The following is a 25,774-nucleotide window of genomic DNA, read 5'->3' as shown; positions in this document are numbered from 1 at the left end:
TTTGTTATTCTGCCGGAACGCTTTGTGCGTCTTGGTTATCGCGAGCCGCGTCGATCAATGCGCGGCGCGCCATAGCATAATTGTCCTCACCCCCGGCCCGCTTGGCACGGCGGTCGTCTAGAATGCGCTCGACAGCATCCAAACGGCCGGCACGCAGGCCGGAATCAATAGTGATGCGCTCGAATACATCACGTTGGGCGTGGCTACCACCGGCCAGTTGCATTCCGTCCCGTGCATTCGACAGGAAATCAAATGCTTCGCCGTAAAGGCCGTCGCCAAAAGCCTCAAGCCCTTTGGCTGCGGCAATACCGGGATCCGACATCCGGATCGGAGTGTCGCCCTGATTGCGCTGGGCATCTTTCTGGATGCGCTGCAGCATTTTGCCGGTCGCTTCGGTCCGGTTGTCGCCGGTCAGGGCCAGCAGATAGTGAAGATCGGCGAAGATCAGGCAGCCATCTTCGGTCCGGGCGGCGCTGAGGTCGGCCAGTTCCTCCCAGCGGTTTCCAACTTTGACGCCCTCAAGCTCGAGCCGGGACAAAAGCGACGTGGCATTCGATATGTCACGGTAATCGTCGGTTTTGTCCTGCCGGACATACTGGTCATACAGTTCCATAACCTGATCGACCTGGCCCAGGTCCAGATGCATCAGCGCCTTGTGCCACCAGACATGATAGCGGAAGTTGTTGCAATGCGCCCAGGCATCCTCGCGTCCGGCCAGCCAATCAAGACCTTGCTGCGCATTGCCGGTCATCTCGTGCACATGGGCCACTGCGTGCAGGCCCCAGGCATCATCCGACACCATCCACAGGGCCTGACGTCCGGCGATTTCGGCTTTTTCATAGGCCCCGGTTTCCTCAAGCGCGAAGGAATGGCACCCCAGAAGATATCCGCGACCGGCGTGGTCGGGTTCATAAGCGGGCAGGACACGTTCGATCGACCGTCGCATACCAGCGGCATCTCCCAAGACAAACCGTGTTGCGTGGCTGAGTTTCATCGCGAGCGAGTCTTGTGGGTGGAGGCGCAGAATTTCTTCGAACTTCTGGATTGCATGTGAGGGCAGGTCGGACAGGTAAAGGGCCAACGCGTCGACATAAAGCCGCTCGCGCTCAGTTACCGGTTGGCGATCCATAGCGGTGTTGGCAGCATTCAATGCTTCCGCTGCAACTGGCATCATCTCGCGCCGACCCAGCAAGACCAGGAACAGGCCTTTGATGGCGTGACCAAGCGCGAAATCGGGCTCAAGCTCTAGCACTTTGCCCAGATGCTGGGGTGTGACAGCTGAATGCGCCATGAAACCAAGCAGAACACCATTCCACGCCTCGACACTGGCCGAATGGCAAAGAGTGTTCATCTGTCCGAAAACATCTTGTTTCATGCGCGGGATCCAATCCATTTGCGATTTATTACTTTATTCGATTTAGCAGAGAGTCAGGCGGGGTCGTATCAGTATCGGCCCTGCTCTCGAATTGGTGAAAAGCTGTGTGTGGAAAACGTGAAAAAATCCGCCGATTCAACGGCATGTTTCAGCAATATGCCGCCTAGTAAGGCATTGTGTTTCAATCTTCAAATGGGTTCTTAGCGTTCAAGACTGCTGCAGTGTCCGCTCCGAACTGTGGCGGAGCCGTCCGATAGGTTACCGGTGTCCGCGACAATTTCAGCGGGTTTCCGATCAGTTTTACCTCGGCCGGGGCGGCCTGCATTGCGATCTGCATTTGCCGCGCCGCGACCTGCTCGGTGTCAAAAACCTGATCCAGGGTCTGGACCGGCCCAACTGGTACTTTGCGTGCCTCAAGTTCTGCGATGACGGTTGTGGTATCATATGACTGAACCGCAGGGCGCAATAGGGCGTTCAACGCATCCCGGTTTTCCAGCCGCGCCGGATTCGTCGTAAAGCGGACGTCATCCGCCAGATCAGGTTGGTCGATGAATTCGCAGAACCGGCGGAACTGACTGTCATTACCTACAGCAAGGATCACATGGCCATCGGCGGTTTCGTAAACGTCATATGGAACAATATTTGGATGACCATTCCCACGGCGTTGTGGCACATTGCCGGAAGTCAGATAATTCACGCCTTCATTGATCAGCCACGCAATCTGGGAATCGACCAGAGCCAGATCAATTTGCTGTCCCTCTCCGGTCTGGTCCCGGTGGCGCAATGCTGCCAGAATGCCAACGCAGGCATACATACCGCACATGACATCAGCGATACCAACTCCAACTTTCATCGGCGCCCCTTGGGGATCGCCGGTCAGAGACATGACACCGCCATAGCCCTGCGCCATCAGATCATATCCGGGCTTTGATGCGTTAGGCCCATCCTGCCCATAGCCTGAGATCGAACAATAGACGAGGCTAGGGAATTCCTGCGAGAGCGATTTGTAATCCAGCCCGTATTTCGCAAGCCCGCCGGGTTTGAAATTCTCGATCAGGATGTCCGCAAACGAGGCCAGCCGCCGAATTTCCGCCTGACCTTCGGGTGTGGTGATGTCGATGGCGACCGATTTCTTGTTGCGGTTGGCTGACATGAAATAGGCACTAAGATCCGATGGAACCCCGTCGGCATCAGCGACATAGGGTGGGCCCCACTGGCGCGTGTCGTCCCCTTTAGTGGCAGGGTTTTCGATCTTGATAACGCTGGCACCCAAATCGCCCAGCAACTGTGTGCAGGTCGGTCCGGCCAGAATGCGGGACAGGTCCAGAACCTTGACGCCCTTCAGCGGTCCTTCAGATCCGGCCATCATATCCTCCGCGGTCAATCTCAGCAGCGATTACGGTGAACCTATCAGACTTGGTTGCCGCTTCCAGAGCATCCCTCAGTTCGGCGCGGGTGCGCACCGTGTGACCATTCCCACCGAAGGCCCGGCCCATAGCTGCAAAGTCGTGGCGGTCGAAATCGACGCCTACGTTCCCCATTTGCCGCTGACGCTGTTTCAATTCGATCAGGGCAAGGCTGGCGTCGACGAACACCAGGAAAATCGGGTTACCACCCATCTCGGCAACGGTCGACAGTTCTCCGGCGACCATCAGGAACCCGGCATCACCGGAAAAGCTGATGACCGGGCGCGTGGGTTCGGCCAGCTTCAGCCCGATGGCCATTGGCAGAGCGCAGCCCATGGTGCAGAGCGCCGAAGATTGGATCAGCCCGCGTTCTTCGGAACATCCCCACATCTGGCTGAGAAGGATGCGATGTGCGCCGCTGTCAGCGGTGGCCAATGTCTCGGCAGGAAGAGCCGCGCGGGTTTCCGCAATTACCGCGGCGGGACCCCATACATCATCAGTAGGGAAGGCTCGCGCCAGGGCGGCCCGAACCTGTTCGGGTTCGCCGCCGGGCCAGGTGGCGCGGGCAGGGTTGCCCTTTGCAATGGCCTCGAGGGTCGCGCCGGTATCAGCCACCAGGTTCAACCCGGCCTGATGCATGTAGTGATCGTTCGGAACCGCCGAAATGTCGATGACGCGCTTTTCTTCGGGGTCCCATATCTCGCGCCAGCCTGGGCGCATTTCGATCGGGTCATAGCCCAGACACAACACTAGATCGGCCTGTTCAACCAGCGGCACCAGATGGGTGTCAGCCAGCGGCGACAGGCCCGCGCCGCCAAGGCACAGTGGATGATCCTCGGGAACCACGCCCTTGGCCTTGTAGGTTGTCACAAAAGGAATGCCAAAATGTTCAAGGAACGCCTGCACCAACTTGCGCGAGTCGTCATACAGAACATCCAGGCCGATAATCGCGATGGGCCGTTCGGCCTGTGCCACCCAGCGGCGGGCTTTTTCAACGCAATCCCCCTCGGGCGCGACGGCGGCAGGTTTGACAAGACGGCGGCGTTTGACATCGGTCACAGGCGCATCCGCAACCGAAATCGGCACGTCGATATGCACCGGTCCTGTGCGCGGCTGATTGGCCAGCGACACCGCTTTGTCTGCGATAATATCCGCGCCTTTGGCGGTCAGCAGGAACGTCCCTTTGGTGATCGAGCGATAGACCCGTGCGTGATCCATGACCTGATGGGTGTATGTCAGCGCCTCATCTGCGTCGACACAGCCAGTCAGCACGATCATTGGCACCCGATCCTGCAACGCATTGGCGACCACATTGATCCCGTTCATCGCGCCTGGACCGAGTGTGGCCACCAGAATGGCTGGCGCGCCGTCGCGGTGATGCACCGCCTCGGCCATAAAGCCGGCCGCGTTCTCGTGTTTGGTCAGGTGAAAGGTTATCCCCGCCTTTTCCAACGCATCCACTAGGGTCAGCACCTCGCCACCTGGCATGCCAAAAGCGTGGCGGCAGCCAGCCTCATAAAGCCGTTGGGCCAGAATGTCCGCAGCGCGGGGCGACGAGTCCTGCATCAGTATAGCTCCGAAAACTGTTTCAACGCAGATTGCGGAGGACAGACCCGGACGCAAGGCGCATCACGCCAGTGTGACTATTTGACAGCGGCTTCGGCCACGATCTGAAAGGTGTCATCCAATTCCTGGGCAATGTCCCTCAGGGGGTCTCCGCCCTCATAGATATAGGGCGCGAATACAAAGCTGGGCGTTTTATAGGATAGGGTGGCGGTGCCGTCCTCGTTTTCGGTCACGTAAAACCGGATCGGTGCTTCGATCATTGCGCGCACCGAGGTTTCCAGCACGCGCACCGCATAGTCATTGTTGAAGGCGCCGATCACCAGATTGCCTGGGATTGTAATTCCCCGCGCGGCGGCGGCTTTGGTGGGGCCGGCCTGCGTGACCACGATCAGACCGTTTGCCTTAACCGCCGATTTGGTGTCCGAGACCAATTCATCATAGCTTTTGCCCGTTGGATACACGGCCCATCCCGAGAGCGGTTCGTCGGCCCAGGCGGGCAGGGCCAGCAGGGCGAAGACGGTCCAAAGCAGTTTCATCCAGAGGCCTCCTTTTAAGGTGTCTGCAGGAATCCTGCCAGAAATGTGAGAACGTCGCACTCACAATCTTGTGCGCATTCGGGATTGCGCCGCGCCGCTTAAAGCCGCAGAAACGGGCGCAGGACGAAGGGAAAGGTCTGGATCGGATGCGCCTGATGATCTGCAAAACCTGTGGCACCGCACGCGATCGGGCGGCCGAGGTGCAGGCTGTGCAGGACGCACTGAAAAGGGCTGGATTGACGGATCAGGTCGAATTGAGCGAACACGCCTGTTTCAGCGGCTGCGCGGAACCCACGGCGCTGGCTATACAGGCGCAGGGGCGCGCATCTTATGTGTTTTCGGGTGTCGATGTGGTGGCGGATGCCGCGGATATCGCTGAAACTTGCCGTACTTACCTGAACAGCCCGCAGGGCTGGATCGAAGACGCCCGACCCTGCGGGCGGCTTCGGATGTGTTTGCGTGCGCGTATTCCGGCGCTTTAGTCGACCTGAACCGTAACCGCAGCACGAACCGGCACGTTATCGACCGAAAGCGGGCTATGGCTGTTGGAATTCAGCGAAACCGAAACCTCGACCTCGCCTTTGGGCAACTGATCAATATGCATCCAACTGCCGTAAAGCCGGGCGAGCTTTTCTCCGTTGATGTAAACATGCGCGTGCCCTTCGCCTGCCATGTCAGCGGTAGATGCGTTCTGCGGTGCGAAGGTAAAGTTTTTTGGCATGACATGCAGGTTCCAGCCAGACATAGGATCCTGTGTCAGAGCGATGTCCAGTGTAGGTGCATCTGTGCCTGCCGGTAGGTTCAGGGCCGTGGAATGATCGTGGGCCATGGTCTCAGTGTGTGAGGCTCCGTGAAGAGACGGATCAGAATGGTCGTGGCCATCAAATGTGACGCCATTTGCAGCAGCGATTACAAATCCTGCACCGCCGCCAAAGACCAGACCGATCACGAATAGAGCAAGTGAACGGGTCATTGTATTTCCTTGAAAACATAGGGAAACGCGCCAAGTTTACACCCGGCGCGTTCAATCGAAGTGCGATCAGGCCGTTGCTTCGGAAGGTTGCGCTTCTTTCTGCCAGAAATAGCCAGCGAACGCGCCAACCAGAACCCATGCAACCAGACCGATTCCAAAAGCTCGTGCCGCGAACAACGCGCCAATTTCAGTCGGCACAGGGCCGGTGAAAACATCGGGCTCGGGTGCACCGATAAGATGTGGCACCAACAGAAGTACCGCGGCGATCACATAGCTGATCAGGTTACCTCCAAAGGCGATCAACCACATGGCGACAAGGGCTGCTGCAACTGTTGCGAACCACCAGACCTGACGTGCATAGACATCGGCTGCCGCGACACCCGGCACTTCGGGCGCCAGGGTGAAACCTGGTGCAAGGTGGAAGGCGATAAATCCGGCCAACCCCCAAAGGACGCCGGTCCGGCCATCAATCTGATGTCCTTGACCTTCGGCTACCGACATCAGCGCAACCATCACCAACGCATAGCCGGTATAGGTCAGCATGGTAAAGATGACACTCAGCGCATCACGCGTCAGTTCAGAGAACATGCGCGGCAGCTCGGGATGAGCCGATACGGTCTCGCCCCCGAAATGCACCAGCTCTCCGGATTCATAAAGCTCGGCATGCAACAATACTGGTTGCACAAATACCAACTGCAGCAAGGCGGCAATCAGCCCCGCTGCAGCACCAGCGAACAACGCGCTGGTCAATATACGACTGAACACGGTCTTAGTGGCAGGGGAAGCCGGTCGCGTGACGCACGTCATGCGCTGCATCATGCAGGGCCGCTGCCTGAACGTGACCGGTCAGCGTGATGAGGCCCAGACCCAGAACCACTGCAAACATGACCGGAACAAAGCCTGTACGCGCGGCGGATGCTGTTTTCGTTTGTGTTGCCATTTTGTATTCTCCTCTGCCGCCGCACCCGACGGCCGGTGTTTCGTTTTTTCGCCTGGCAGGTCTCCTGGCTTGCGGGTCGATGCCTCTGTTCGCCTTCCCCCCGGATAACCGGGAGTGGCTGGTTGAACAGGGGCTCTCCGCTTACAGTCGCGGGGGCGGCTTTGGAGTTGACCACCGAGGCAGTCGCACCAAATTCCCTCTTAGCATCCGGATTTCTCCGGCAGGACCAGACACCCCCATTTAGCCGCTATAGCTGTGGCGGTGCAATCATCATTTGCGACGTATTGTGTCAGATTATGCGCTTTTTCAGCAAATAAATATCCATGATCCAACCATGGTCGGCACGGGCATGGGCGCGACGGTCCAGAATCTGCTGCGCAACCTCGGCTAAAGGGCCTTTGATCAGGATTTCCTCTTTCATGCCGACATATGCGCCCCACCAAATGTCCAAGTCTTCCATGTTCAGGTTTTGGAAGGAACATTCGCCATCCAGCATCACCGCCACGTTTTCTGCGGTTTCCGGCCATCCTTCGTCCCGGATGCGACGACCAGTTGTTACGATATAGGGCGCGCCCAGTTCGTTGATCGGAATCGCATGGGCCGCCGTCAGCGCTTGCAGCGCGGTTATGCCGGGAATCACCCGTGTTTCTGGCTGAGGGGTCAAACGTGCCGCGATTCGCAGCGAACTGTCATACAGCGACGGATCCCCCCAGATCAGCAGCGCCACATGGCGGGCCTTCGGGTGGGCTGCGATGGCCTCCTGCCAGCGCAATGCAATCGCGTCGTGCCATTCGTCCACTCCGCGTAAATAGCCATCATCGGCACGGCGTTTGGGAATGTCGAAATACGCGATTTGCGGAGGGGTATCCGCGACCTGAGCGATGATCTGCTCGCGCAGCCCTGCCAGATCGGCCTTGTTTTCGCCCTTGCGGGGGATCAGGATCAGGTCCGCCGAGCGGATCGCCTGCGCCCCTTGAAATGTCACATGATCCGGGTTGCCGGTGCCAATACCGATCAGCGTCAAGTCAATCATTTTCGAACTCTGCCAGAGGTCCATACAGGATCAGGGCCGGGGCGGTGCCGATCTCGGTTTCCAACTGCTGCGACAAAGCACCGATGGTCGAGCGTTGCAGTTTTTGTTCGGGGGTCGAGACGGATTCGGCCATCAATGCAGGCGTGTCCAGCGGCAGGCCGCGCGAATGCAGGGCGCCAACCAAAAGGGGAAAGGTGCGCTTGCCCATAAACACGACGGTCGTAGCCTGTGGATCAGCCAGTGCTGCCAGGTTCAGATCTTCGGGCAGTTTGCCACTGACATCGTGGCCGGTGACGAATTGCACGCGCCGCGCGGTCAGTCGCCGGGTCAGCGGAATGCCCGCCGCTGCCGCCGCCGCTACCGCCGAGGGGATGCCGGGGATGATTTCATAGTCGATCCCGGCCTCTTGCAGGGCCACCAGTTCTTCTTCAAGCCGGCCGAACATGCCGCCATCACCGGATTTCAACCGCACAACATGCTGACCGGTTTGTGCATATTCAACCAACAAGCGGCTGACGTGATCCTGCTTGGGCGAGGGGCGCCCGGCGCGTTTGCCGACACCAACCAGATCAGCATCCTCGCGGGCATGGCTCAGGATCGGGCCGCTGCTGAGGTCGTCAAACAGCACCGCATCAGCTTTCTGCAACCTGTCTACCGCCTTCAGCGTCAGCAATTCCGGGTCGCCGGGGCCTGAACCGATGAAGGACACAAAACCACTCATGCCGAGGCCTCGGCGATCAGATGAAAGAATGTCCCGGTGACATTGTCTCGCACCGATCCGGTTTGCGGGCCTTCCGCGCCTTCGGCGTCGAACACGCGTGCCAGCGGCGCGTCAGGCTGTTCGATGATCGAGGAATAGTGGAACTCATGCCCGCGTAGCGCTGTGCCTTCGGCAAATCCGGCCATCGAGGCCAGTAATTCTGCCTTGCGATAACCCAGGTTGAACTTGCGCTTTTCATAGGAGGTCACAAGGCCCAGAAGGCCCGCCATTTCGTGCTGGACTCCGTCTTTGTCGATCAACGCCTGACCCAGCGCCATGTAGCCCCCGCATTCGCCGTGCACAGGTCTTGTCTCGGCATGTTTGCGCAGCCCAGTCTGGAAGGTGTTGGCGGCGGCCAATGTGCCTGCGTGCAACTCGGGATACCCACCCGGCAGCCAGACCAGATCGGCATCCGGGGCAGGGGCTTCATTCGCCAGTGGTGAAAACGGTAGGATTTCTGCACCCGCCGCGCGCCAGCCTTCCAGCAAATGCGGATAGGTGAACGAAAACGCAGCATCCCGGGCCAGTGCGATCCGCTGCGCCGGAGGGCGCGGCAGCACGGCTGACGATGGCCTATTTGGGCTTGAGGAAGCCGCCCGCTTGATCGCCTCCAGATCGACATGTTCACGCAGGAACGCAGCATAGCCGACAATGGCGCTTTCCAGATCGGGATGTTCCACCGCCTGGATCAAACCTAAGTGCCGCTCGGGAAGTGTCAGGTCTCCGCGTCGTGGCAGAACGCCCAGAACCGGCAGGCCTGCACGTTCCATACCCAACCGGGTCAGACGCTCGTGACGCGGGCTGGCGCAGCGGTTCAAAATTACCCCGGCAAAGGGCAGGTCGGGGTTGTACATCCGAAACCCCAGCGCCGTGGCTGCAGCTGATTGCGCCTGACCGCCAACATCCAGAACCAACACCACAGGCCAGCCCATACGCTGCGCGGTTTCCGCGCTAGATCCATGGCCAATCTCACCGGGTTTGGCGACACCGTCGAACAGACCCATCGATCCTTCGGCTACGACGATATCCGCGCCGTCAGCCTGTGCCGATATTGCGTTCAGCAGAGGATCGCCCATCGCCCAGCTGTCCAGATTGAACGAGGCGCGCCCAGCCGCCGCCCGGTGAAAGGCCGGGTCGATATAGTCAGGGCCGCTTTTGAAAGGTTGAACGGTCAGGCCATCCTCGGCCAGCGCACGCAGCAGGCCCAGCATCACGGTGGTCTTGCCAGTCCCCGAAGACGGTGCCGAAATCAGAATACCCGGAGGGTTAGTCATCACCATGGCTCCAGCTTGACCAAGGGCTGTCCGCATTTTGCGGGCGATATCGGCGGTCGTAATCCTTTGAATACAGGCAGCTTTCGTCGAATCCTTCACCAGCCAGTGCCGGGCCAACCATGATCAGCGCAGTGCGCGAGATGCTCTCGTCCAACGCGTCTTTTAGGGTTGCCAGCGTCGCACGGATGATCCGCTCATCGGGCCAGCTGGCACGATAGACAACGGCCACCGGGCAGTCGGACCCATAGGCAGGTGTCAGATCGGCGATCACCGTATCCAGATTGCCGATCGACAGGTGGATGGCCAGTGTCGCCCCGGTGCGGGCAAAGTTTTTCAGCGTCTCGCCCTCGGGCATCGACGATGCGCGTCCCGGTGTCCGGGTCAGGACCACTGATTGCGCAAGTCCGGGCAGGGTCAGTTCCGTGCCAAGTGATGCGGCCGCAGCGGCAAAAGACGGCACGCCGGGGGTCACGCTGACCGGGATGCCCAGCTCTTTCAGGCGGCGGATCTGCTCGCCCATCGCGGACCAGACCGACAGGTCGCCAGAATGCAGTCGCGCAACATCCAGACCGGCCTGATGTGCGGTCTCGATCTCGGCCATGATTTGATCCAGATCCATCGCCGCCGTGTTCACGATCTTGGCGTCGTCGGGGCAATGGCCCAGAATTTCCTCTGGCACCAGCGAACCCGCATACAGGCAGACCGGGCAAGCGGCGATGATATCGCGCCCCCGCAGGGTCAGCAGGTCGGCGGCGCCCGGTCCGGCGCCAATGAAATGAACGGTCATGTCTGTCCTCCGATGGCGATGGCGCAGGTGGCCAGCCGGTCGTCTGAAATCTGTCGGGGTGAGATCAGCCGCGCACCAGTTCCGGCGGCGGCAAGGGCGGATGCTTCGGCGACGCTGCCGGTGCCATAGGTGGCGCGGCTGCGGGTCGAGCAGGTGAGGGTGCGCTGCCCGGCCAGATCGGCGGGGGGAATGAAATGCAAGGGCAGGGCAATGGCCGAGGCAAAATCTGTTAGTGCGGCGTGGCCTTCCTTGTCGGCTACCGTGGCAAGCGCGTCCACAGCGTGACCGGCACTCGCCTGATCATAGGCGGCGCGCAGGCTGTTCAGCGTAGCGGCCGAGGAAAAACCGATGCCTGCGACGATCATAGCGTGACGCTCCATTGCACCACCGGATAGGCCGATTTCCAACCGCGCCGCGGCCCCAGGGCTGAAGCCTGTGCCAGTTCGACCCGTAGCAGCTCACCGCCCAGCCTATCCTGCCACTGCGCTAGTAGAGCTTCGCTTTCCAAAGTCACCGCGTTGGCCACCAGCCGCGTGCCGGAGGGCAGGGTTGTATGCAGCCATTGCAGCAGCTCACTGCTCAGCCCGCCGCCAATGAAAACCACATCGGGCAGGGGCAGGCCGTCCAGCGCATCCGGGGCGGTGCCATGCACCACCTGCAGCCGGTCCTGACCCAAAGCGTCGGCATTGCGGCGAATACGCTCGGCGCGGTCTTCGCGGGGTTCGACCGTCGTGGCGCTGAGCGTTGGATCACACATTAGCCATTCGATGCTGATTGACCCGGTGCCGCCGCCAATGTCCCACAGATGCTCGTCCCGCTGCGGGGCCAGCGCCGAAAGGGTCAGCGCACGGATAGGGCGTTTGGTGATCTGGCCGTCGGTCTCAAAAATCTCATCCGGTTTGCCAGAGGCGCGCGGAAAGGCCTGCCCGCCGCCAGCAACCTCGAGCCCGACGCAGACCGGGTGATCGAACCCACCCAACAGCGCCTCAGTCAGCGAGACACTGCGCGCCCGTTCGCGCGGGCCACCCAGGGCCTCCATCACATGTAGGTGTGTGTCGGCAAAGCCGGTGTCAGTCAGATAGGTGGCAAGTTCCGTCACGGCCTTACCATCGCGCAGCAGCAGAATCGCGCGCAGGCCGGGGGCCAGATGCGGGCGCAGCCGGGTCAGCGGGGCCGAGTGCAGACCAAATGTCTGCGTGCTTTCCAGCGGCCAGCCCAACCGCGCAGCGGCCAGCGAAAACGTCGATTGGCCGGGCAGGGCGGTCCATTCCCCGGCCTCGAAATTCCGTGCGATCACGGATCCGGCACCGAACCAGAACGGATCGCCCGAGGCCAGAACCACGGTTGATCGCCCGCGAAAACCGGTCAGGATCGGCAGCCCATCGGCAAAGGGCACGGGCCATTCCACCTGCTGGGCCCCGAAATCGGGAACCAAGGACAGGTGTCGCGGTGGCCCCATGATGATTTCGGCGCGTTCCAGCACTTGACGGCTTGCGGGGGGCAAGCCATCCAGTCCATCTTCGCCCAAACCCAAAACGGTCAGCCACGGAGCTTCAGACATGTCCAACCTCCTGATATTGGGCGGCACGACCGAGGCCAACGCGCTGGCAAAAGCCATCGCGGATCTGGGTATTCCCGCGACCTATTCCTATGCCGGGCGTGTCGACAATCCGCGCGCGCAACCTCTGCCGGTACGTGTTGGCGGGTTCGGTGGGGCCGAAGGGCTGGTGAAATATATCCATGACCACAGCATAAGCCACGTGATCGACGCGACCCACCCTTTTGCCGCCGGGATGAGCCGTAACGCGATTGAAGCCTGCCATGCGGCGCAGATTCCACTTGTTGCGCTGACACGGCCCGAATGGGCACCGCAGCCCGGTGACACCTGGCTGCGCGTCCCGGATATCGCCGCAGCGGTGGCCGCTTTGTCCGGTAATCCGCAGCGCGTGTTTCTTGCGGTCGGGCGCATGCATCTCGAAGATTTCGTCAGCCAGCCCCAGCACCATTACCTGTTGCGGCTGGTGGATGAACCCGATGTCCTGCCCTTGCCGAATTGCGAGGTTGTCGTGGCGCGCGGACCCTTTGCCGAGGCTGATGACCGGGCGTTGATGCAGCGCCACGGCACGCAGCTGGTGGTATCCAAGAACGCGGGCGGCGCCGGCGCGCGCGCCAAGCTGGACGCCGCGCGGGCTCTGGACATACCGGTGTTGATGATCGACCGTCCAGCCCTGCCGCAGCGGCTGGAACTGTCGAGCGTTCCGCAGGTTCTGGACTGGCTGGCTCATTCCGGGGTGAACCTCGGCGTATAGACGATCGGGTCACCGGCGCGTTCGATCACGCGGGTCAGTGATGAGCCGACGATGACAACGGTCTGCATATCGGCCATATCAGGCGTGGCCTCAATCAATGTCGAAATCCGGATTGCCTCATCCACCCGGCTGACAGCGCGGGCGAACAGGATCAGCCGTTCGGGTTCGCATTCCTCACGCAGAATTTCCAGTGTTTTGACAAAGCCTTCGGGGCGGGATTTCGAGCGGGGGTTGTAAAACGCCATCGCGAAATCCGCTTGCGCGGCCAGACGCAGGCGCTTTTCAATCAGAGGCCAAGGTTTGAGGTTGTCACTCAGGTTGATGGTGCAGAAATCATGCCCAAGCGGGGCGCCAGCGCGGGCGGAGGCCGCAAGCATCGCGGTGATCCCGGGCAGCACCTCAACCGATAGGTCGCGCCATTCACGGGGGCCATTTTCCAGCGCTTCGAACACCGCTGCTGCCATGGCAAATACGCCCGGATCGCCCGAGGATACGACCACTACGCGCTTCCCTTCGGCCGCCATTTGCAACGCATGCTGCGAACGGTCGATCTCAACCCGGTTGTCGCTGGCATGCAGCGTCAGGCCGGGGCGTTCGGCGATGCGCGCGACGTAAGGAATGTAGCCGACGACATCCGTCGCCTCAGCCAGCGCAGCGGTCACTTCGGGCGTCACCAAAGCCTCGTTTCCTGGCCCGAGTCCTGCGATCTTGACCCAACCGCTCATGGCCGCCGCCCTTGTCCGTGAACGATGATGATCGAGAAATACGGAGTAATCCCCTCGCAATTTTCCGACAATTTGCACACGCGTTGATTGGGCATCTGAGCGTATTCCACGATCCAAGCACGGTCATACAAACCAGCCGTCTTCAGGGCCCGCTTCACTTTGTCGATATTGCGCCCGATCTTCATCACCACCAGCGCGTCGGTTTGGGCCATTCGGTGGGCCAGATCGTCTTCGGGCAATGTGCCGACCAGCACGGTCAATACGTCGTCTCCCCAGGTGATGGGGTCGCCGGTTGCGGTCCACGCGCCGGACATACCGGTGATCGCAGGCACGACTTCAACCTTAGCTTCGCCACGTAATCGATTGTAAAGATGCATGAATGATCCGTAGAAGAACGGATCACCCTCGCACAGGACCACCACGTCTTCACCCTGATCCGACAGTGTCTTCAGATGCTCGGCACAATCTTCATAAAACGCCGAGAGCAGCTCATTGTACCGCGGATCACTCAATGGAATTTCTGTGGTCACGGGGTATTCCATCGGGAATTCCACCGCGCCTTCGGGGATCATGCCATTGACGATCTTGCGCGCCTGACCACTGCGACCCGGTTTGCGGAAAAAGGCCACGTGGCGGGCAGTGCGCAGTAGGCGGTCAGCCCGGACGCTCATAAGGTCCGGATCGCCTGGGCCGAGGCCCACGCCGTATATCTTGCCCGCGTTCATTCGGCGCGGCTCGCGATGGCGTTGATGGCTGCGACTGTGATGGCACTGCCGCCGAGGCGGCCCTTGACGATGCAGGACGGCACTGGCTGCGCCACCCACAGAGCGTCTTTAGATTCGACCGCACCGACAAAGCCCACCGGGCAGCCGATGATGGCCGCAGGGCGCGGGCAGTCGGGGTCTTCCAGCATGTTCAGCAGGTGGAACAGGGCGGTGGGCGCATTACCGATGGCCACCACGGCACCTTGCAGATGCGGGCGCCACAACTCCAGCGCAGCGGCGGACCGGGTGTTGCTCATCTCGGCAGCCAGCGGACGCACACGTTCGTCGTGCAGGGTGCAGACCACCTCGTTATCGGCGGGCAGGCGGAACCGGGTCACACCCTCGCTGACCATGCGGGCGTCGCACAGGATCGGTGCGCCGTCTTCCAACGCGGCACGGGCCGAGGTCACAAAACCGGTTGAGAAATGCACGAACTCTTCCAACCCCACCATACCTGCCGCGTGGATCATCCGAACGGCGACCTGTTCCTCATCGGCGTCGAACCGTGCCAGATCGGCCTCGGAACGGATGGTGGCAAAGCTTTGTTTGTAGATCGCCGCGCCGTCGGTTTCGTATTCATAGGGCATCAGGAGAAGTCCATGGTCATAAGTGTTTCGGGGCTTAACCCGCGCAGGTTTGGCTCATCTCCCGCGCGGCCTTGTTTGACAAGATCAAATCGACCATCGTGGCCGACCAGGGTGACATCAGCTGGTTCCATGCGCGCGCATCCTTTAGCACAGCCCGAGACATGCAAGTGGCCGGGAATACGCGAGGTCAGCGCGCGGGCGATATCGCGGGTCTCCACCTGCGCCTGCGGGCAGAGCGGGGCGCCGGGGCAGGCGTCAGTGGTCATCAGCGGGTCGGTGCCATCGGTGACGAACGCTGGGGCGGGTATCGCCGCCCCGCCTTCCATCAGGAACAGCCGCCAAGGGGTGACCCGCAGCGCAGAGGCACCGCAGGTCTCAATCAGCCCCGCAAGCCCGCGCGCTGGCAACTGACCGAACGCGGCTCCGTAAAACGCACCCAGTTCCACGATGCCCGGTTCAGGCAGAGCGCCAACATCACCCGGTGCGCTGCCTTGGCATTCTGACGGCAAATCCTGTGACGCAACCAAGCGGGCCATGCGCCGGGCCTCGGGAGTTTGGTGATCCGCGAACCATTCGGCCAGCGCGATCAGGTGGTCGATGGCGATTTTTTCGGTCACGCGACGCCCTGTTTCGGCGCCATCAGCGCGTAGGATCAGCCCGTCGGGGCCTGTCTCCAGCCGGATATCCGCCGAATCCCCGACCAACAGGCGATTTGGTCCGGTGTCGATGGCAAACCCAAACTTGGCTGGTAGCGACGGCAATTCACCCAACCGGTCGATCAGTTCCTGCGTCAGTCGTGCGGTAAGATCGCCGGATTGGTAGAGCGGCGTCACCAGAATATTGCGCCGCACCTCGATACCCGGTTCCGCATCCAAAAGGTTCAGCGCAGCGAGTTCTTCTAGCAAAGGTTGGTGATCGGCCTCGGCCACACCGCGCAGTTGCAGATTGGCGCGGTTGGTCAGGTCAATTGTGCCATTGCCAAACCGGTCGGCAAGTTCGCACAGGCCTAACATCTGCGCAGCCTCAAGGCGCGCCAGCCGCGGCCGAACCCGCACGACCAACCCGTCCCCCGACATCATCGGGCGATGGGCGCTGGGGCACCAGCCCTGAACGATCGGTGCACTCATCCCAACCCCTCCAGATCGGCTCGGATCGAGTTTCGGCGCGTGTTCCACAGGCCAGCCTCGAGCAGCGCACGGAACCGATCCTGCATGGCCTGATGCGCCCGTGGGTTCTTCTCTTGCAGAAAGGCATCAACCTCGGCGTTACCCAGTGTGGCATCGTGGTAGATGTCAAACAGATGCGGTGCAACGGTTCCCGACAGATGGGCAAAGCTTGCCATATGATCCAGCGTTGCCGCGATCTCGGCGGCGCCGCGGAATCCGTGCCGTTGCATTCCTGCGATCCAGTCAGGATTAGCCGCGCGCGCGTGGACAACGCGGCTGATTTCCTCAGACAGGGTTCGGGCGCGGGGGATGTCTGGGTTGGTATTGTCCAGATGGTACAGCTGCGCAGTACCGCCAGTGACTTTCTTGGCGGCGGCAAAACCGGCCTCATGCGTGGCATAGTCATTGGCCAACAGCAGATCGGTTTCGGTCAGGTCCTGAAGGTGAACAAAGCTATCGGCGTGGGCAACGCGTTGGGTAATACCATCGACATCCCGTGCAATTTGCTCGCCCTCAAGCGCAAAGGAACTGGCATCCAGCCAAGCCTGACCGGCCTGTGCCCGCGCTTCGTCCGTATAGATTTCGGATAGCTGCGTCATGTTCAGGCCATAGCTGCCGGGGGCGGGGCCATAGACACGGGCGGCCGGTGCCTGCCCGGCATATGGGTTCCAGTCTGCTGCCTCGTCCCGTTCACACAATGCTCGCACTGCCTGGCCATACAGCGCAGAAAGCGTCGGGAATACATCGCGGAACAGGCCCGAGACACGCAAGGTCACGTCTAGCCGTGGACGGCTGAGATCAGTGATTGGCAGCACCTCGATACCGGAAACCCGCTCCGACCCCTTGTCCCAAACCGGTTTCACACCCAGCAGGTGAAGCGCCATGGCGAATTCTTCACCCGCAGTGCGCATCGTGGCCGAGCCCCAGAGGTCGACAATCAGCCCCTTGGGGTAATCGCCTTCTTCCTGCAGATGCCGCCGCACTAGTTCCTCGGCCAGTTTGACACCTTGGGTATAGGCCGCGCGAGTTGGAACCGAACGCGGATCGGTGGTGTAAAGATTTCGCCCTGTCGGCAGCACGTCCGAGCGCCCGCGATAGGGTGAGCCAGAGGGGCCAGCCTCGATCCGTTTCCCGGCCAGTGCGTCCAAAAGTGATTGACGTTCCGCATGCGCCGAAGGCGTGGCATCAAAATTGCCGGTCACTTCGGGGACGCGGCCAAAGACGTGCAAGCCGTCGCCGAACTGGCTTTCTTTGATGTCGCAGACAAATCGGTCGATACGGGTGATCGCTTCGGCGGTACAGGTTGCCTGATTCAGACCCAGATCGCTTTCCAGACCAATGGCCTGCGCCTCATCCCGTATGTCTTCTTGTAGTCGGTCGCGGCGTTTGGGGTCCAGCCCGTCGGCGTTCGAGAATTCGTCCAGCAGGGATTCCAGCCGCACCATACGGTCCGGCGTGTCACTTGTTCGCATCGGGGGTGGGATATGGCCCAGTGTAACCGCGCCGATCCGGCGCTTGGCCTGTGCGGCCTCGCCGGGGTCATTCACGATAAAGGGGTAGATCACCGGCAGATCGCGGACCAACGCCTCAGGCCAGCAGTTTTGGGACAGGGCGACCGATTTGCCTGGCAGCCATTCCAACGTGCCATGCGCGCCGATATGGATCAGCGCGTCCGCGCCATGCCCCTTACGCAGCCAGAGATAAAAGGCAACATAGCTGTGGCGCGGGGTGCGGGACAGGTCGTGATAGTCGTCATCGCGCAGCTCGGGTGTGCCGCGTTCGGGTTGCAGCGCGATCAGCGTCTTGCCCCGGTTCAGGGCGGTAAAGTGGAAGGCACCATCGGCAAAAAACGGGTCGTCCTCGGGCTTGCCCCAAATGGATTGCAGATCCGTTTGCAACTGTTCCGGCAAGTCTGCCAGCGCGGTCTGATAGGCCGCGAGCGGCCAAGCAAGTCGCGCATCCAAAAGCGTCTCAGCTATCGGTTCGCCGGGTGCTGTGTCATAGCCTTCAGCCTGCAGATCGGACAGCATCGCTTCGGCCGAGGCCAACGCATCCAGGCCAACCGCATGGGCCATCTGCCAGTCTTTTCCGGGATAAGTCGACAGCACCAACGCTGGGACCTGATCTGGCTTGGGTTTGTCGCTTAGGCGCAGCCAGCCGTCCACCCGGTCTATGATCGCCTCAATCCGTTCCGGCTCGGCCCGGTGGGCAAAGCGGGAGTATTCCAGATGGGGGTCACGTCTGCCGGGTTCCTTGAACGAAGCGATGCCCGCCGAAATGCGGCCATCCACCTCGGGCAGGACCACATGCATTGCGAGGTCGGCGGGGGACAGTCCGCGTTCGGCATCGGCCCAGGCCTTGCGGCGTGCGGTGGACAGGGCGACCTGAAATACCGGCACATTGGCGGCGTCCAGCGGGGACGTTCCCGAGGCGCCTTTGCCCGAAAAGGAGGTGGCGTTGATGATTGCCGAGGGGGCCAGCGCTACGACCTGTTCGCGCAGCCAGTCAGCGGCGGTAGGGGCTTTGAGCGACGGCGCAAATAGGCCAACAGCCTGAAACCCACGCGCACGCAGACGGTGGATCAGGGCCGCGACCGGGGCAGTGTCTGCCGAGGTCAGATAGGCGCGATAGAAGGTCACGAGGATGCGCTTGGCATCACCGGCGAATGCGGTATCCGTCGGGATCACACCGCGATCCGGGCACCATACGCCACATTCCGGGATCGTCTTGGCCCCCATCACCGGGCCAGAATAAAGCCCCGCGGCCAGTGCCATTTGCGCCAGCGCAGCCTGCGCTGCGACCTCACCGCCTGTGTCGCAAAGATGCGCCAGCCGCCGCAGGGTTGAAACGGGCAGGGTAGAATAGTCATCCAGCCGCGTATCCTCACGCCCATCCGCGGGTAGGATTGCCACAGCGATGCCTTTGGCGTGGGCCAGTGCCAGAACCTGCTGCAATCCGTAGGACCAGTAGGGCACGCCACCGATCAGGCGGATCAGAATGCCTTTGGCGCCCGCAAGCGTTTGTTCGACATAAGTATCGACCGACAGGGGATGTTTCAGCGCTGTCAGATTGGCCAGCCGCAGGGTCGGCATCCGGCCTTCGGGTCCACCACCACGATGCCAGCCTGCCGCGAAAGCGCCAAGGTCACTGTCGGAAAAGGACAGCACCACCAGATCCGCCGGGCTCTGGCCCAGATCGGTCGGGGTCTCCGTTTCCTCTAACCCATGGCTTTCGCGGAAGACGACGTGCATGGTTTACTCGGCAGCCTCGGTCACACCCACGAGGATTTCGCGGATTTCAGCCACTTTGATGTCGTCATGCTCGGCGATGACCACCAGACGCGAGCGACGCTCTTCACCTGGCTCCCACGGGCGGTCGTACTGATGACGCACACGGGCCCCGACTGCCTGCACCAAAAGGCGCATGGGTTTGCCGGTAACAGCGGCATAGCCTTTGACCCGCAGGATGTTCAGTTCATTCGCCAGACGTTCGATATTGGCGACCAGCTGGGCCGGATCGGTCTGTTCCGGCAGCTCGACAATGATGCTTTCGAAATCATCATGCTCGTGATCGTGATGGCCATCGTGATGGCTGGGACGCGCCTCCATGTCATCTTCTGCAGCGGCCTCAAGCCCCAGCACAATACGTACATCCACAGCGCCTTCGGCCACTTCGACCACGGGCAGAGGGCGCGGGGCTTCAGCTGCGATGATTTCCTTGGCCTTGGCGATACCCTCGGGGCCAGCGAGATCAGGCTTGGTCAGCAGAATGATGTCGGCGCAGGAGATCTGGTCCTCGAACACCTCGGATAGCGGCGTTTCGTGATCAATCGAGTCATCGGCCAGGCGCTGGGCATCCACCGCAGCGACATTCGGGGCGAAGCGACCTGCGGCCACAGCTTCGGCATCGGCCAGAGCAATTACGCCATCCACGGTGATTTTCGAGCGAATATCGGGCCAGTCGAACGCTTTCAGCAGCGGCTTGGGCAGGGCCAAGCCAGAGGTTTCGATCAGAATGTGATCGGGGCGCGGCTCTAGCGCCATCAGCGCCTCGATGGTCGGGATGAAATCATCTGCCACGGTGCAGCAGATGCATCCATTGGCCAATTCCATAATGTTTTCCGCCGGGCAATCGGGGATCGCGCAGGATTTGAGGATATCGCCATCGACGCCAACATCTCCAAACTCGTTGACCACAATGGCCAGGCGCTTGCCCTGCGGGTTCTGCATCAGATGACGCACCAGCGTGGTCTTTCCCGAGCCCAGAAAGCCGGTGATCACAGTGACGGGCAGTTTTTCGAGATTGCTCATATCTAAGCTCCAATCGGGGGAATGCGGGCCGCACAGTTTTTGCGGAAATGTTCAGGACGTTCGCGCCATTTAACGAGGCCATCTTGGGTCGCGAGATATTTGGTCGCGCCTTCAACAATGGTCTCGACATGATCGGTTTCATCGAGATGCTCATAGACAAAGGTCCAACGTTTGGGTCCGCCACGCAGCACAATCGAGCAGCCCTGATCGCAATTTGAAAGGCATTCTACTGCCTTCAAAGTGACGCCATCAGGAAGTTCTGCCTGCTCCAACGCCTTGTGCAGCAACGCCCCAGGACGATCTGCATCATTCTCGACGGGCAGGCCGCGGCGGCAGGTCGTGCACACCAGCAGTTCAACAGGTGTGGTCTCGGTCATGTCTCTCATCCCCCCAAATCCTCTTCGCGGGGGACGGGGTTTCATGCGGGCCACGTATTGCGACATGGGCCCGACACCGGATCACCCCGTCCGGTTTCAACTTCGGATGTTGGCAGGTCTCCCGGCTTGCGGATGTCAGAGGCTGGCCTCTGGCAGATGTCCCGCCTTCCCGGCCTGTCTGGCCAGTGGCTTTGGGCACCCTCTCCGGTCACGGTCGCGGGGGCGGCTGCGTTTGACGGATGACCGCTGACGCATTCCCTTTTCATCTGCATGTGCAGACACCAACGGATGGGACATGCGGCACGGGCAGGGGGCTTGTCAAGCGCGGCAGACGCACGGAAATCATCGAGAATGGAAAAGCGACCTGCCAATGCCTGTCAGCGGCATGTTTGGTCAGCCATATGCAAAATGACCGCAGGCGAATTTGGGCTTTGCACCTCGAAGATATCCAGACGAAAGGATTCGCGGGCCCGTTACTTCAAAGGGCATATCGCGTGGAATCGATAGAGCGGTCAAATTTACCGGCCGAGCCAGTGAGTTCATCGCCTTCTGATCAATCCGGTGTCAAGCTTCACTCAGCAGAGCACTGCCGTGGCGAGACGGCGTGTCGCAGGCTCGAAAAGCCGAATGCGAAGCAACTGTTTGAAAGTATTGGAGGCGAGTACCTGTTTTGAAATCGAACTGGTGCAGAAAAATTCTCGTTTCATATCAATATTTAAGGGTGATCTTCCGACCTGATGCCATTCAAAATGTTGCGGGATTTGTTGCGGTTTTTTTCACTCAGAGGGAATGTCTGGGAGGGTTAACTCGCCAACCTCCTCAAGCAAAACCTTTCGGCAGTTCTTTGCAAAAACACTGTCTTCATTTTCAGCTAGGTACTTTGCAGCTTTGAATAGCTCCAACGTGCTCATCAGCGCTGTACCGTTTTGTTTCGCAGCAGCTATGCATTTCGTCGTAAACTGTTCAGTTCTTTCATCAGGGGTAGTTAGTCTAAAACTGTTGCCAAATAGGACGCCTTTTGCTGGGTGTTCGATTTCATCGCGCTCCAAGTCTTCGAGAATGTTCATTTGAAGTTGACGCAGTTTGCCAACGTTTATGGCTTTGTTGTCTTTTCCTTCTGCCTCACCCAGGAGCCTTCCCTCCGGAGCTTCGAAAACAACGTCAAACTCAGAGCCATTTTCATTGTAGTTTGAGGTCGAAAATCCCAAGTGCCCAAGAGCTAGGTGTATAGCTTCTTCCAAAGCGCGACCATTCTCAAAAAGTAGGTCACGAAGCTTGGACTGTCCTAGAAGATCAGCTTCCAGTTTGTCTCTTTTTTCTGCGAGTGAACTAATCTCATCGCTTATCTGCTTGATCTCTTCATTTAAGATCATTTCTTTTTTCAAAAGAAATGATTGATCAGCCGCCCAGTCTGGAGCCGGTGTTTTCGTTGATTTTTGCCGCGCGTTTTTGTGAATCCAAATAAGTTGTTGACCTATCCTCTTACCAAGTTTCTTTCCTTCGTCAGTCCAGATGAGGCGACCATAGTCGTCTTCTTCGGCTAACCCGTAGTCGTCCATGTCAAGGTAAGGTAGAATGAAAGCAACTCCGTCACTTCCGGATTGACCGAAAGCTCGACCGACGGACTTCTCTCCGGTCTCAGTTTTGATGCAAGTAGTACCAAGTGGGCTTTCAGAAATCACACGAAACGAACTGTAGTCTTCTGCCAGAGCCCAGTACTGCTCAAAAAGCTCTTTGAAGTCAGGCACAACGCTCATCTTTTCGCCAGACGCCCCTGTGGGTTCTATGTCGAATGGAAGACACTCATAGTTACTGATCGGTTCGACCAGGGTTGTGGCCTGACGGTTCTTTCCGGTGCCAGAGTACGTTTTTTCTCCAGTCGCCGCATAGACTGTTTCAATTGCGCACAGGAAAATAAACACCGTTTTTCCGTGGTTTACGGCGTCGTCAAGTTCCCGTTTCCAGTGCTCAATTGCGTCTCGCAGACGAAAGGACTGATCTTCGTCAAAACTGTATTTTCCCAGATAGGTTTCAGACGAATAGTCTTGGGCATCGAATATGGGGGAAAAGATAATAAGGTCAAAGTCGAGCAGTGATGAGTCCGAATAAAAATGCAAGTTGGTGACATCATCTGATGGTAAATCAAATCCTACAGAAGCCATTCTCACTTGTGGCAAGCCTAAAATCCCTTTCTGAACAAACTGGGAACACGCTATGCTTTAAGTTGCGCGTGTTCAAGGCGACAATCGCATTCTTGACGGTCTGTTTTTGGGGGCAGAACAAGCAATGTTGCGGGATTTGGTGCGGGAAAGTTCGAATCCCAAGTTTGAGCGCCAAAATTATCGTTAAATATCAATAACTTACGCACGATTATTGGAGGCGAGTACCGGAATCGAACCGGTGTACACGGATTTGCAATCCGCTGCGTCACCACTCCGCCAACTCGCCTTTTCAAGTAATATCAAATACTTGCCGTGGTGTGACAGGCGTTTTAGCAGCTTTAATCCGGGGCGTCCAGTGGGTTCGGTCTAAATTTGAGGAACTGAAAATTGGTTCACCCAATCGGATCACTCTAAAATCTTCACGACAGACGAAAGTTTCCACTTGCGGGCCGTTGCTGGTTTGCCCGGGATGTGGCACAAGCCAAGCAACCTTGGGAAATGAATGAGCGATCCAATGACAGATTTCGCAGCCCGCCGCCGCACCATGGTCGATACGCAGGTCCGGCCTTCGGACGTTACCAAGTTCCCGATCATTGATGCCATGCTGTCCGTCAAGCGCGAGAATTTTGTGCCAGACGCGCAACGCGAAGCCGCCTATGTCGAGAGTTTGATAGAACTTGAGGCTGGACGCTGCATTCTGGAACCGAGAACACTGGCCAAGATGCTGGATGTGCTGAACATTACCAATGATGAGGTTGTTCTGGATATTGCTCCGGCGCTGGGATATTCGACGGCTGTTGCAGCCCATATGGCGCAGTTGGTCGTAGCAGTGGAAGCGGATGAAGCGCTAGCTGCCGAAGCGCAAACGCTGCTGATGGAGGCTGACGCGGATAATGTGGTCGTTCACGTGGGGCCGCTGGATGAGGGCGCTGCCGAGCATGGGCCTTATGACGTGGTCATGATCCAGGGCGGTGTAGAAGAGGTTCCGTCTGCATTGATTGACCAGCTTAAGGATCATGGGCGTATCGCCTGCCTGTTCATGGAAGGTGATCTTGGGACCGTCCGTATAGGCCACAAATCAGGCGATCGCGTTACCTGGCGCCAGGCATTCAACGCCAGTGCACCTGTTCTGAAGGCTTTCTCGGCCGAGAGTGCATTTTCGCTATAGTCGGCGGGCAGATTTATCTGCTGCCTTGATTAGTTCAACACAAAGACGCAAACTGCCCTGAGGGCTGCGTTATTTTGATTTGAGAGGATTTCGCCATGCGTTTTGCAGCAGGAGGCAAGCTGGTCAGGACTCTGGCAGTGACTGCGGGTATTGCTCTGGGCACGTTGCCCGGTAAGGCGGTTTGGGCCGATAACCTGACTGATGCGTTCATCGGAGCTTATAATACCAGCGGTTTGCTGGAACAGAACCGGGCGCTGCTGCGGGCTGCGGACGAGGATGTGGCGATCGCGCTGTCGGCTTTGCGCCCTATTATCAACTGGACCGTCGCGGTTAGCCAAGACTATACGCGCAGCAGAAACAGTGGTGTTACGAACAGTGTTGATCCTTCGAACTTCTTCTCGGGCCTGACGCTGAGCCAGCTTTTATACGATGGCGGAGCCTCGATTCTGGGCAAGCAATCAGCGCAGGAAACGGTGCTGTCGACCCGGCAGGCGCTGATCGATATCGAACAGCAGGTCCTGTTCCGCGCGGCGACCGCTTACCTGAGTGTTCTGCTGCAGGAAGAGACTGTATCGATTCGTCAAAACAACGTTGAACTGTCCGCAGAAGAGCTTCGCGCCTCGCAGGATCGTTTCGAAGTTGGGGAAGTTACCCGCACAGACGTCGCATTGTCTCAGGCTCAGCTTGCAAGCTCGCAGGCCGATCTGGCGAATGCGCGCGGCGATCTGAGCACTGCTCAGGCGGAATATGTGAACGCAGTTGGCAAACTGCCGGGCCGTACTGCTGGTCAGCCCAGCCTGCCAAACTTGCCCCGGTCCCAGAGCGAGGCCGTCAGCCTGGCCCAACGCAATCACCCATCCATTCTGTCCGCCCAGCATCAGGTGCGCGCCCTTGATCTGGTCGTGCAGCAGCAGCGCGCGGGCCTGGGTCCGAATGTCAGCCTGAACGCTGATGCGGGCGTCACCGAGAGCTATGATGACGACGATTATGTGAATGATGCGAGTATCTCGCTGAACTTCAGCCAGCCGATCTATGCGGGTGGTCGACTCGCGGCAAGCGTGCGCCGCGCAATGGCCTCGCGGGATGGGTCACGTGCCAATCTGCTGAATGTGCAAAAGAACATTACGCAGGGTGTGTCTGATGCCTATGTCCGGTTTCAAACTGCAAGCGCAAGCCTGAGGGCCTCTTCGGAACGTGTGCGCGCCTCGGAAGTTGCGTTTGATGGTATCCGCGAAGAGGCAACTTTGGGTGCGCGGACCACTCTGGACGTGCTGGCTGCTCAGCAGGATTTGCTGGACGCGCAGCTTGCCGAAATTGCTTCCAGAACCGAGCGATCTCTGGCGGCTTATCAGTTGCTGCAGGCCCAAGGTTTGCTCACGGCCGAGCGTTTGGGTCTGGCGGTTCAGATTTACGATCCGACCCTTTACTACAACCTGGTGAAGAAGGCTCCAGCGCAGGTCAGCAAGCAGAGCAAAGATCTGGATCGGGTCCTGAAAGCACTGCGTCGGGATTAAACACCCAATACTGCCTGTTGTGAGGTCTGCATTGTTTGGCTA

The 25,774-nt window shown here is 59.4% G+C and carries 25 protein-coding genes, 1 tRNA gene and 2 riboswitches; of the genes, 4 read left to right on the top strand and 22 right to left on the bottom strand.

Translation table 11 applies throughout. The features are described from left to right. Nucleotides 1-4: 4 nt before the first annotated feature. The 4 genes from AC2FLE_RS06960 to AC2FLE_RS06945 form a co-directional block, all read right to left on the bottom strand. Entirely contained in the window at nucleotides 5-1,375 is a 1,371-nt protein-coding gene (locus tag AC2FLE_RS06960) for a tetratricopeptide repeat protein (protein WP_271947985.1), read from the bottom strand. Between the two features lie 181 nt (nucleotides 1,376-1,556). Continuing rightward, the gene (locus tag AC2FLE_RS06955) at nucleotides 1,557-2,741 is read right to left on the bottom strand and encodes a CaiB/BaiF CoA transferase family protein (protein WP_496696001.1); all 1,185 of its coding nucleotides are present in this window, start codon (nucleotides 2,739-2,741) and stop codon (nucleotides 1,557-1,559) included. Then, the gene (locus AC2FLE_RS06950; RefSeq protein WP_496695999.1) at nucleotides 2,728-4,347 is read right to left on the bottom strand and encodes a thiamine pyrophosphate-binding protein; all 1,620 of its coding nucleotides are present in this window, start codon (nucleotides 4,345-4,347) and stop codon (nucleotides 2,728-2,730) included. The genes AC2FLE_RS06955 and AC2FLE_RS06950 overlap by 14 nt, the downstream gene beginning before the upstream one ends. Nucleotides 4,348-4,424: 77 nt before the next feature. Next, nucleotides 4,425-4,883: a DUF302 domain-containing protein gene (locus AC2FLE_RS06945; RefSeq protein ID WP_271947979.1), complete on the bottom strand. Its 459-nt coding sequence runs from the start codon at nucleotides 4,881-4,883 to the stop codon at nucleotides 4,425-4,427. Between the two features lie 155 nt (nucleotides 4,884-5,038). Between AC2FLE_RS06945 and AC2FLE_RS06940 the strand changes: the two genes are divergently transcribed. Further along, nucleotides 5,039-5,365 carry a DUF1636 family protein gene (locus tag AC2FLE_RS06940; protein ID WP_496695997.1) on the top strand — a complete coding sequence of 109 codons (327 nt, stop codon included), beginning with the start codon at nucleotides 5,039-5,041 and terminating at the stop codon, nucleotides 5,363-5,365. Here the strand turns inward: AC2FLE_RS06940 and AC2FLE_RS06935 are convergent. The 9 genes from AC2FLE_RS06935 to cbiE form a co-directional block, all read right to left on the bottom strand. Next, nucleotides 5,362-5,856, bottom strand: coding sequence for a hypothetical protein (locus AC2FLE_RS06935; RefSeq protein WP_281971818.1), 495 nt, complete (start codon nucleotides 5,854-5,856; stop codon nucleotides 5,362-5,364). The genes AC2FLE_RS06940 and AC2FLE_RS06935 overlap by 4 nt on opposite strands. Before the next feature lie 66 nt (nucleotides 5,857-5,922). Then, nucleotides 5,923-6,621 (bottom strand): CbtA family protein, encoded by a 699-nt coding sequence (locus tag AC2FLE_RS06930; protein ID WP_142632874.1) that lies wholly within the window; start codon nucleotides 6,619-6,621, stop codon nucleotides 5,923-5,925. Between the two features lie 4 nt (nucleotides 6,622-6,625). Then, entirely contained in the window at nucleotides 6,626-6,796 is a 171-nt protein-coding gene (locus AC2FLE_RS06925; RefSeq protein WP_142632876.1) for a CbtB domain-containing protein, read from the bottom strand. Nucleotides 6,797-6,833: 37 nt separating this feature from the next. Next, nucleotides 6,834-7,042, bottom strand: a riboswitch (cobalamin riboswitch). A 43-nt stretch (nucleotides 7,043-7,085) separates the two neighbouring features. Beyond that, the gene (cobF, locus tag AC2FLE_RS06920; RefSeq protein WP_496695995.1) at nucleotides 7,086-7,829 is read right to left on the bottom strand and encodes a precorrin-6A synthase (deacetylating); all 744 of its coding nucleotides are present in this window, start codon (nucleotides 7,827-7,829) and stop codon (nucleotides 7,086-7,088) included. Next, nucleotides 7,822-8,550, bottom strand: coding sequence for a uroporphyrinogen-III C-methyltransferase (cobA, locus tag AC2FLE_RS06915; RefSeq protein WP_496695993.1), 729 nt, complete (start codon nucleotides 8,548-8,550; stop codon nucleotides 7,822-7,824). The genes cobF and cobA overlap by 8 nt, the downstream gene beginning before the upstream one ends. Further along, the gene (locus tag AC2FLE_RS06910; RefSeq protein WP_496695991.1) at nucleotides 8,547-9,869 is read right to left on the bottom strand and encodes a cobyrinic acid a,c-diamide synthase CobB; all 1,323 of its coding nucleotides are present in this window, start codon (nucleotides 9,867-9,869) and stop codon (nucleotides 8,547-8,549) included. Before AC2FLE_RS06910 ends, cobA begins: the two co-directional genes overlap by 4 nt. Then, nucleotides 9,856-10,650 carry a precorrin-4 C(11)-methyltransferase gene (gene cobM / locus AC2FLE_RS06905; protein WP_496695990.1) on the bottom strand — a complete coding sequence of 265 codons (795 nt, stop codon included), beginning with the start codon at nucleotides 10,648-10,650 and terminating at the stop codon, nucleotides 9,856-9,858. The genes AC2FLE_RS06910 and cobM overlap by 14 nt, the downstream gene beginning before the upstream one ends. Beyond that, the gene (locus tag AC2FLE_RS06900) at nucleotides 10,647-11,015 is read right to left on the bottom strand and encodes a cobalamin biosynthesis protein (protein ID WP_496696105.1); all 369 of its coding nucleotides are present in this window, start codon (nucleotides 11,013-11,015) and stop codon (nucleotides 10,647-10,649) included. Before AC2FLE_RS06900 ends, cobM begins: the two co-directional genes overlap by 4 nt. Then, the gene (gene cbiE, locus AC2FLE_RS06895) at nucleotides 11,012-12,211 is read right to left on the bottom strand and encodes a precorrin-6y C5,15-methyltransferase (decarboxylating) subunit CbiE (RefSeq protein ID WP_496695988.1); all 1,200 of its coding nucleotides are present in this window, start codon (nucleotides 12,209-12,211) and stop codon (nucleotides 11,012-11,014) included. The genes AC2FLE_RS06900 and cbiE overlap by 4 nt, the downstream gene beginning before the upstream one ends. On the opposite strand from cbiE, the gene AC2FLE_RS06890 reads away from it, so the two are divergent. After that, nucleotides 12,210-12,959: a cobalt-precorrin-6A reductase gene (locus AC2FLE_RS06890; RefSeq protein ID WP_496695986.1), complete on the top strand. Its 750-nt coding sequence runs from the start codon at nucleotides 12,210-12,212 to the stop codon at nucleotides 12,957-12,959. The genes cbiE and AC2FLE_RS06890 overlap by 2 nt on opposite strands. On the opposite strand, the gene cobJ is transcribed toward AC2FLE_RS06890, so the two are convergent. From cobJ to AC2FLE_RS06845, 9 genes are all read right to left on the bottom strand, one after another. Then, a complete protein-coding gene (cobJ, locus tag AC2FLE_RS06885; protein ID WP_496695985.1) occupies nucleotides 12,932-13,684 on the bottom strand; it encodes a precorrin-3B C(17)-methyltransferase in 753 nt (250 codons plus the stop codon). The genes AC2FLE_RS06890 and cobJ overlap by 28 nt on opposite strands. After that, complete coding sequence (locus tag AC2FLE_RS06880) at nucleotides 13,681-14,409, bottom strand: precorrin-2 C(20)-methyltransferase (protein WP_496695983.1); 729 nt, start codon at nucleotides 14,407-14,409, stop codon at nucleotides 13,681-13,683. The genes cobJ and AC2FLE_RS06880 overlap by 4 nt, the downstream gene beginning before the upstream one ends. Further along, the gene (locus AC2FLE_RS06875) at nucleotides 14,406-15,035 is read right to left on the bottom strand and encodes a precorrin-8X methylmutase (protein ID WP_496695981.1); all 630 of its coding nucleotides are present in this window, start codon (nucleotides 15,033-15,035) and stop codon (nucleotides 14,406-14,408) included. Before AC2FLE_RS06875 ends, AC2FLE_RS06880 begins: the two co-directional genes overlap by 4 nt. Then, nucleotides 15,035-16,162 (bottom strand): precorrin-3B synthase, encoded by a 1,128-nt coding sequence (cobG, locus tag AC2FLE_RS06870; RefSeq protein WP_496695979.1) that lies wholly within the window; start codon nucleotides 16,160-16,162, stop codon nucleotides 15,035-15,037. Before cobG ends, AC2FLE_RS06875 begins: the two co-directional genes overlap by 1 nt. Beyond that, nucleotides 16,159-19,452, bottom strand: a complete 3,294-nt coding sequence (cobN, locus tag AC2FLE_RS06865; RefSeq protein ID WP_496695977.1) for a cobaltochelatase subunit CobN — start codon at nucleotides 19,450-19,452, stop codon at nucleotides 16,159-16,161. The genes cobG and cobN overlap by 4 nt, the downstream gene beginning before the upstream one ends. Before the next feature lie 3 nt (nucleotides 19,453-19,455). Continuing rightward, nucleotides 19,456-20,511, bottom strand: coding sequence for a cobalamin biosynthesis protein CobW (gene cobW / locus AC2FLE_RS06860; RefSeq protein ID WP_496695975.1), 1,056 nt, complete (start codon nucleotides 20,509-20,511; stop codon nucleotides 19,456-19,458). 2 nt (nucleotides 20,512-20,513) lie between these two features. Continuing rightward, the gene (locus AC2FLE_RS06855) at nucleotides 20,514-20,888 is read right to left on the bottom strand and encodes a DUF1636 family protein (RefSeq protein ID WP_142632902.1); all 375 of its coding nucleotides are present in this window, start codon (nucleotides 20,886-20,888) and stop codon (nucleotides 20,514-20,516) included. 94 nt (nucleotides 20,889-20,982) lie between these two features. After that, a riboswitch (cobalamin riboswitch) is annotated at nucleotides 20,983-21,189 on the bottom strand. A 475-nt stretch (nucleotides 21,190-21,664) separates the two neighbouring features. After that, entirely contained in the window at nucleotides 21,665-23,065 is a 1,401-nt protein-coding gene (locus AC2FLE_RS06850) for a hypothetical protein (protein ID WP_496695973.1), read from the bottom strand. A 197-nt stretch (nucleotides 23,066-23,262) separates the two neighbouring features. Beyond that, a tRNA-Cys gene (locus AC2FLE_RS06845) sits at nucleotides 23,263-23,336 on the bottom strand. A gap of 228 nt (nucleotides 23,337-23,564) precedes the next feature. Between AC2FLE_RS06845 and AC2FLE_RS06840 the strand changes: the two genes are divergently transcribed. Both AC2FLE_RS06840 and AC2FLE_RS06835 read left to right on the top strand, forming a co-directional pair. Next, the gene (locus AC2FLE_RS06840) at nucleotides 23,565-24,218 is read left to right on the top strand and encodes a protein-L-isoaspartate O-methyltransferase family protein (protein WP_496695971.1); all 654 of its coding nucleotides are present in this window, start codon (nucleotides 23,565-23,567) and stop codon (nucleotides 24,216-24,218) included. 95 nt (nucleotides 24,219-24,313) lie between these two features. Then, entirely contained in the window at nucleotides 24,314-25,732 is a 1,419-nt protein-coding gene (locus tag AC2FLE_RS06835) for a TolC family outer membrane protein (RefSeq protein ID WP_496692410.1), read from the top strand. The last annotated feature ends 42 nt before the right edge of the window (nucleotides 25,733-25,774 follow it).

Source organism: Ruegeria sp. CDSA077 (genome assembly GCF_059612265.1).
This window is presented reverse-complemented; position numbering and strand designations above follow the sequence as displayed.

What these genes read in the sequence shown, in the direction of transcription:
- AC2FLE_RS06960 (WP_271947985.1), bottom strand. Translation starts at nt 1,375, where the DNA reads ATGAAACAAGATGTTTTCGGACAGATGAACACTCTTTGCCATTCGGCC.
- AC2FLE_RS06955 (WP_496696001.1), bottom strand. Translation starts at nt 2,741, where the DNA reads ATGGCCGGATCTGAAGGACCGCTGAAGGGCGTCAAGGTTCTGGACCTG.
- AC2FLE_RS06950 (WP_496695999.1), bottom strand. Translation starts at nt 4,347, where the DNA reads ATGCAGGACTCGTCGCCCCGCGCTGCGGACATTCTGGCCCAACGGCTT.
- AC2FLE_RS06945 (WP_271947979.1), bottom strand. Translation starts at nt 4,883, where the DNA reads ATGAAACTGCTTTGGACCGTCTTCGCCCTGCTGGCCCTGCCCGCCTGG.
- AC2FLE_RS06940 (WP_496695997.1), top strand. Translation starts at nt 5,039, where the DNA reads ATGATCTGCAAAACCTGTGGCACCGCACGCGATCGGGCGGCCGAGGTG.
- AC2FLE_RS06935 (WP_281971818.1), bottom strand. Translation starts at nt 5,856, where the DNA reads ATGACCCGTTCACTTGCTCTATTCGTGATCGGTCTGGTCTTTGGCGGC.
- AC2FLE_RS06925 (WP_142632876.1), bottom strand. Translation starts at nt 6,796, where the DNA reads ATGGCAACACAAACGAAAACAGCATCCGCCGCGCGTACAGGCTTTGTT.
- cobF (WP_496695995.1), bottom strand. Translation starts at nt 7,829, where the DNA reads ATGATTGACTTGACGCTGATCGGTATTGGCACCGGCAACCCGGATCAT.
- cobA (WP_496695993.1), bottom strand. Translation starts at nt 8,550, where the DNA reads ATGAGTGGTTTTGTGTCCTTCATCGGTTCAGGCCCCGGCGACCCGGAA.
- AC2FLE_RS06910 (WP_496695991.1), bottom strand. Translation starts at nt 9,869, where the DNA reads ATGGTGATGACTAACCCTCCGGGTATTCTGATTTCGGCACCGTCTTCG.
- cobM (WP_496695990.1), bottom strand. Translation starts at nt 10,650, where the DNA reads ATGACCGTTCATTTCATTGGCGCCGGACCGGGCGCCGCCGACCTGCTG.
- AC2FLE_RS06900 (WP_496696105.1), bottom strand. Translation starts at nt 11,015, where the DNA reads ATGATCGTCGCAGGCATCGGTTTTTCCTCGGCCGCTACGCTGAACAGC.
- AC2FLE_RS06890 (WP_496695986.1), top strand. Translation starts at nt 12,210, where the DNA reads ATGTCCAACCTCCTGATATTGGGCGGCACGACCGAGGCCAACGCGCTG.
- cbiE (WP_496695988.1), bottom strand. Translation starts at nt 12,211, where the DNA reads ATGTCTGAAGCTCCGTGGCTGACCGTTTTGGGTTTGGGCGAAGATGGA.
- cobJ (WP_496695985.1), bottom strand. Translation starts at nt 13,684, where the DNA reads ATGAGCGGTTGGGTCAAGATCGCAGGACTCGGGCCAGGAAACGAGGCT.
- AC2FLE_RS06880 (WP_496695983.1), bottom strand. Translation starts at nt 14,409, where the DNA reads ATGAACGCGGGCAAGATATACGGCGTGGGCCTCGGCCCAGGCGATCCG.
- AC2FLE_RS06875 (WP_496695981.1), bottom strand. Translation starts at nt 15,035, where the DNA reads ATGCCCTATGAATACGAAACCGACGGCGCGGCGATCTACAAACAAAGC.
- cobG (WP_496695979.1), bottom strand. Translation starts at nt 16,162, where the DNA reads ATGAGTGCACCGATCGTTCAGGGCTGGTGCCCCAGCGCCCATCGCCCG.
- cobN (WP_496695977.1), bottom strand. Translation starts at nt 19,452, where the DNA reads ATGCACGTCGTCTTCCGCGAAAGCCATGGGTTAGAGGAAACGGAGACC.
- cobW (WP_496695975.1), bottom strand. Translation starts at nt 20,511, where the DNA reads ATGAGCAATCTCGAAAAACTGCCCGTCACTGTGATCACCGGCTTTCTG.
- AC2FLE_RS06855 (WP_142632902.1), bottom strand. Translation starts at nt 20,888, where the DNA reads ATGACCGAGACCACACCTGTTGAACTGCTGGTGTGCACGACCTGCCGC.
- AC2FLE_RS06840 (WP_496695971.1), top strand. Translation starts at nt 23,565, where the DNA reads ATGACAGATTTCGCAGCCCGCCGCCGCACCATGGTCGATACGCAGGTC.
- AC2FLE_RS06835 (WP_496692410.1), top strand. Translation starts at nt 24,314, where the DNA reads ATGCGTTTTGCAGCAGGAGGCAAGCTGGTCAGGACTCTGGCAGTGACT.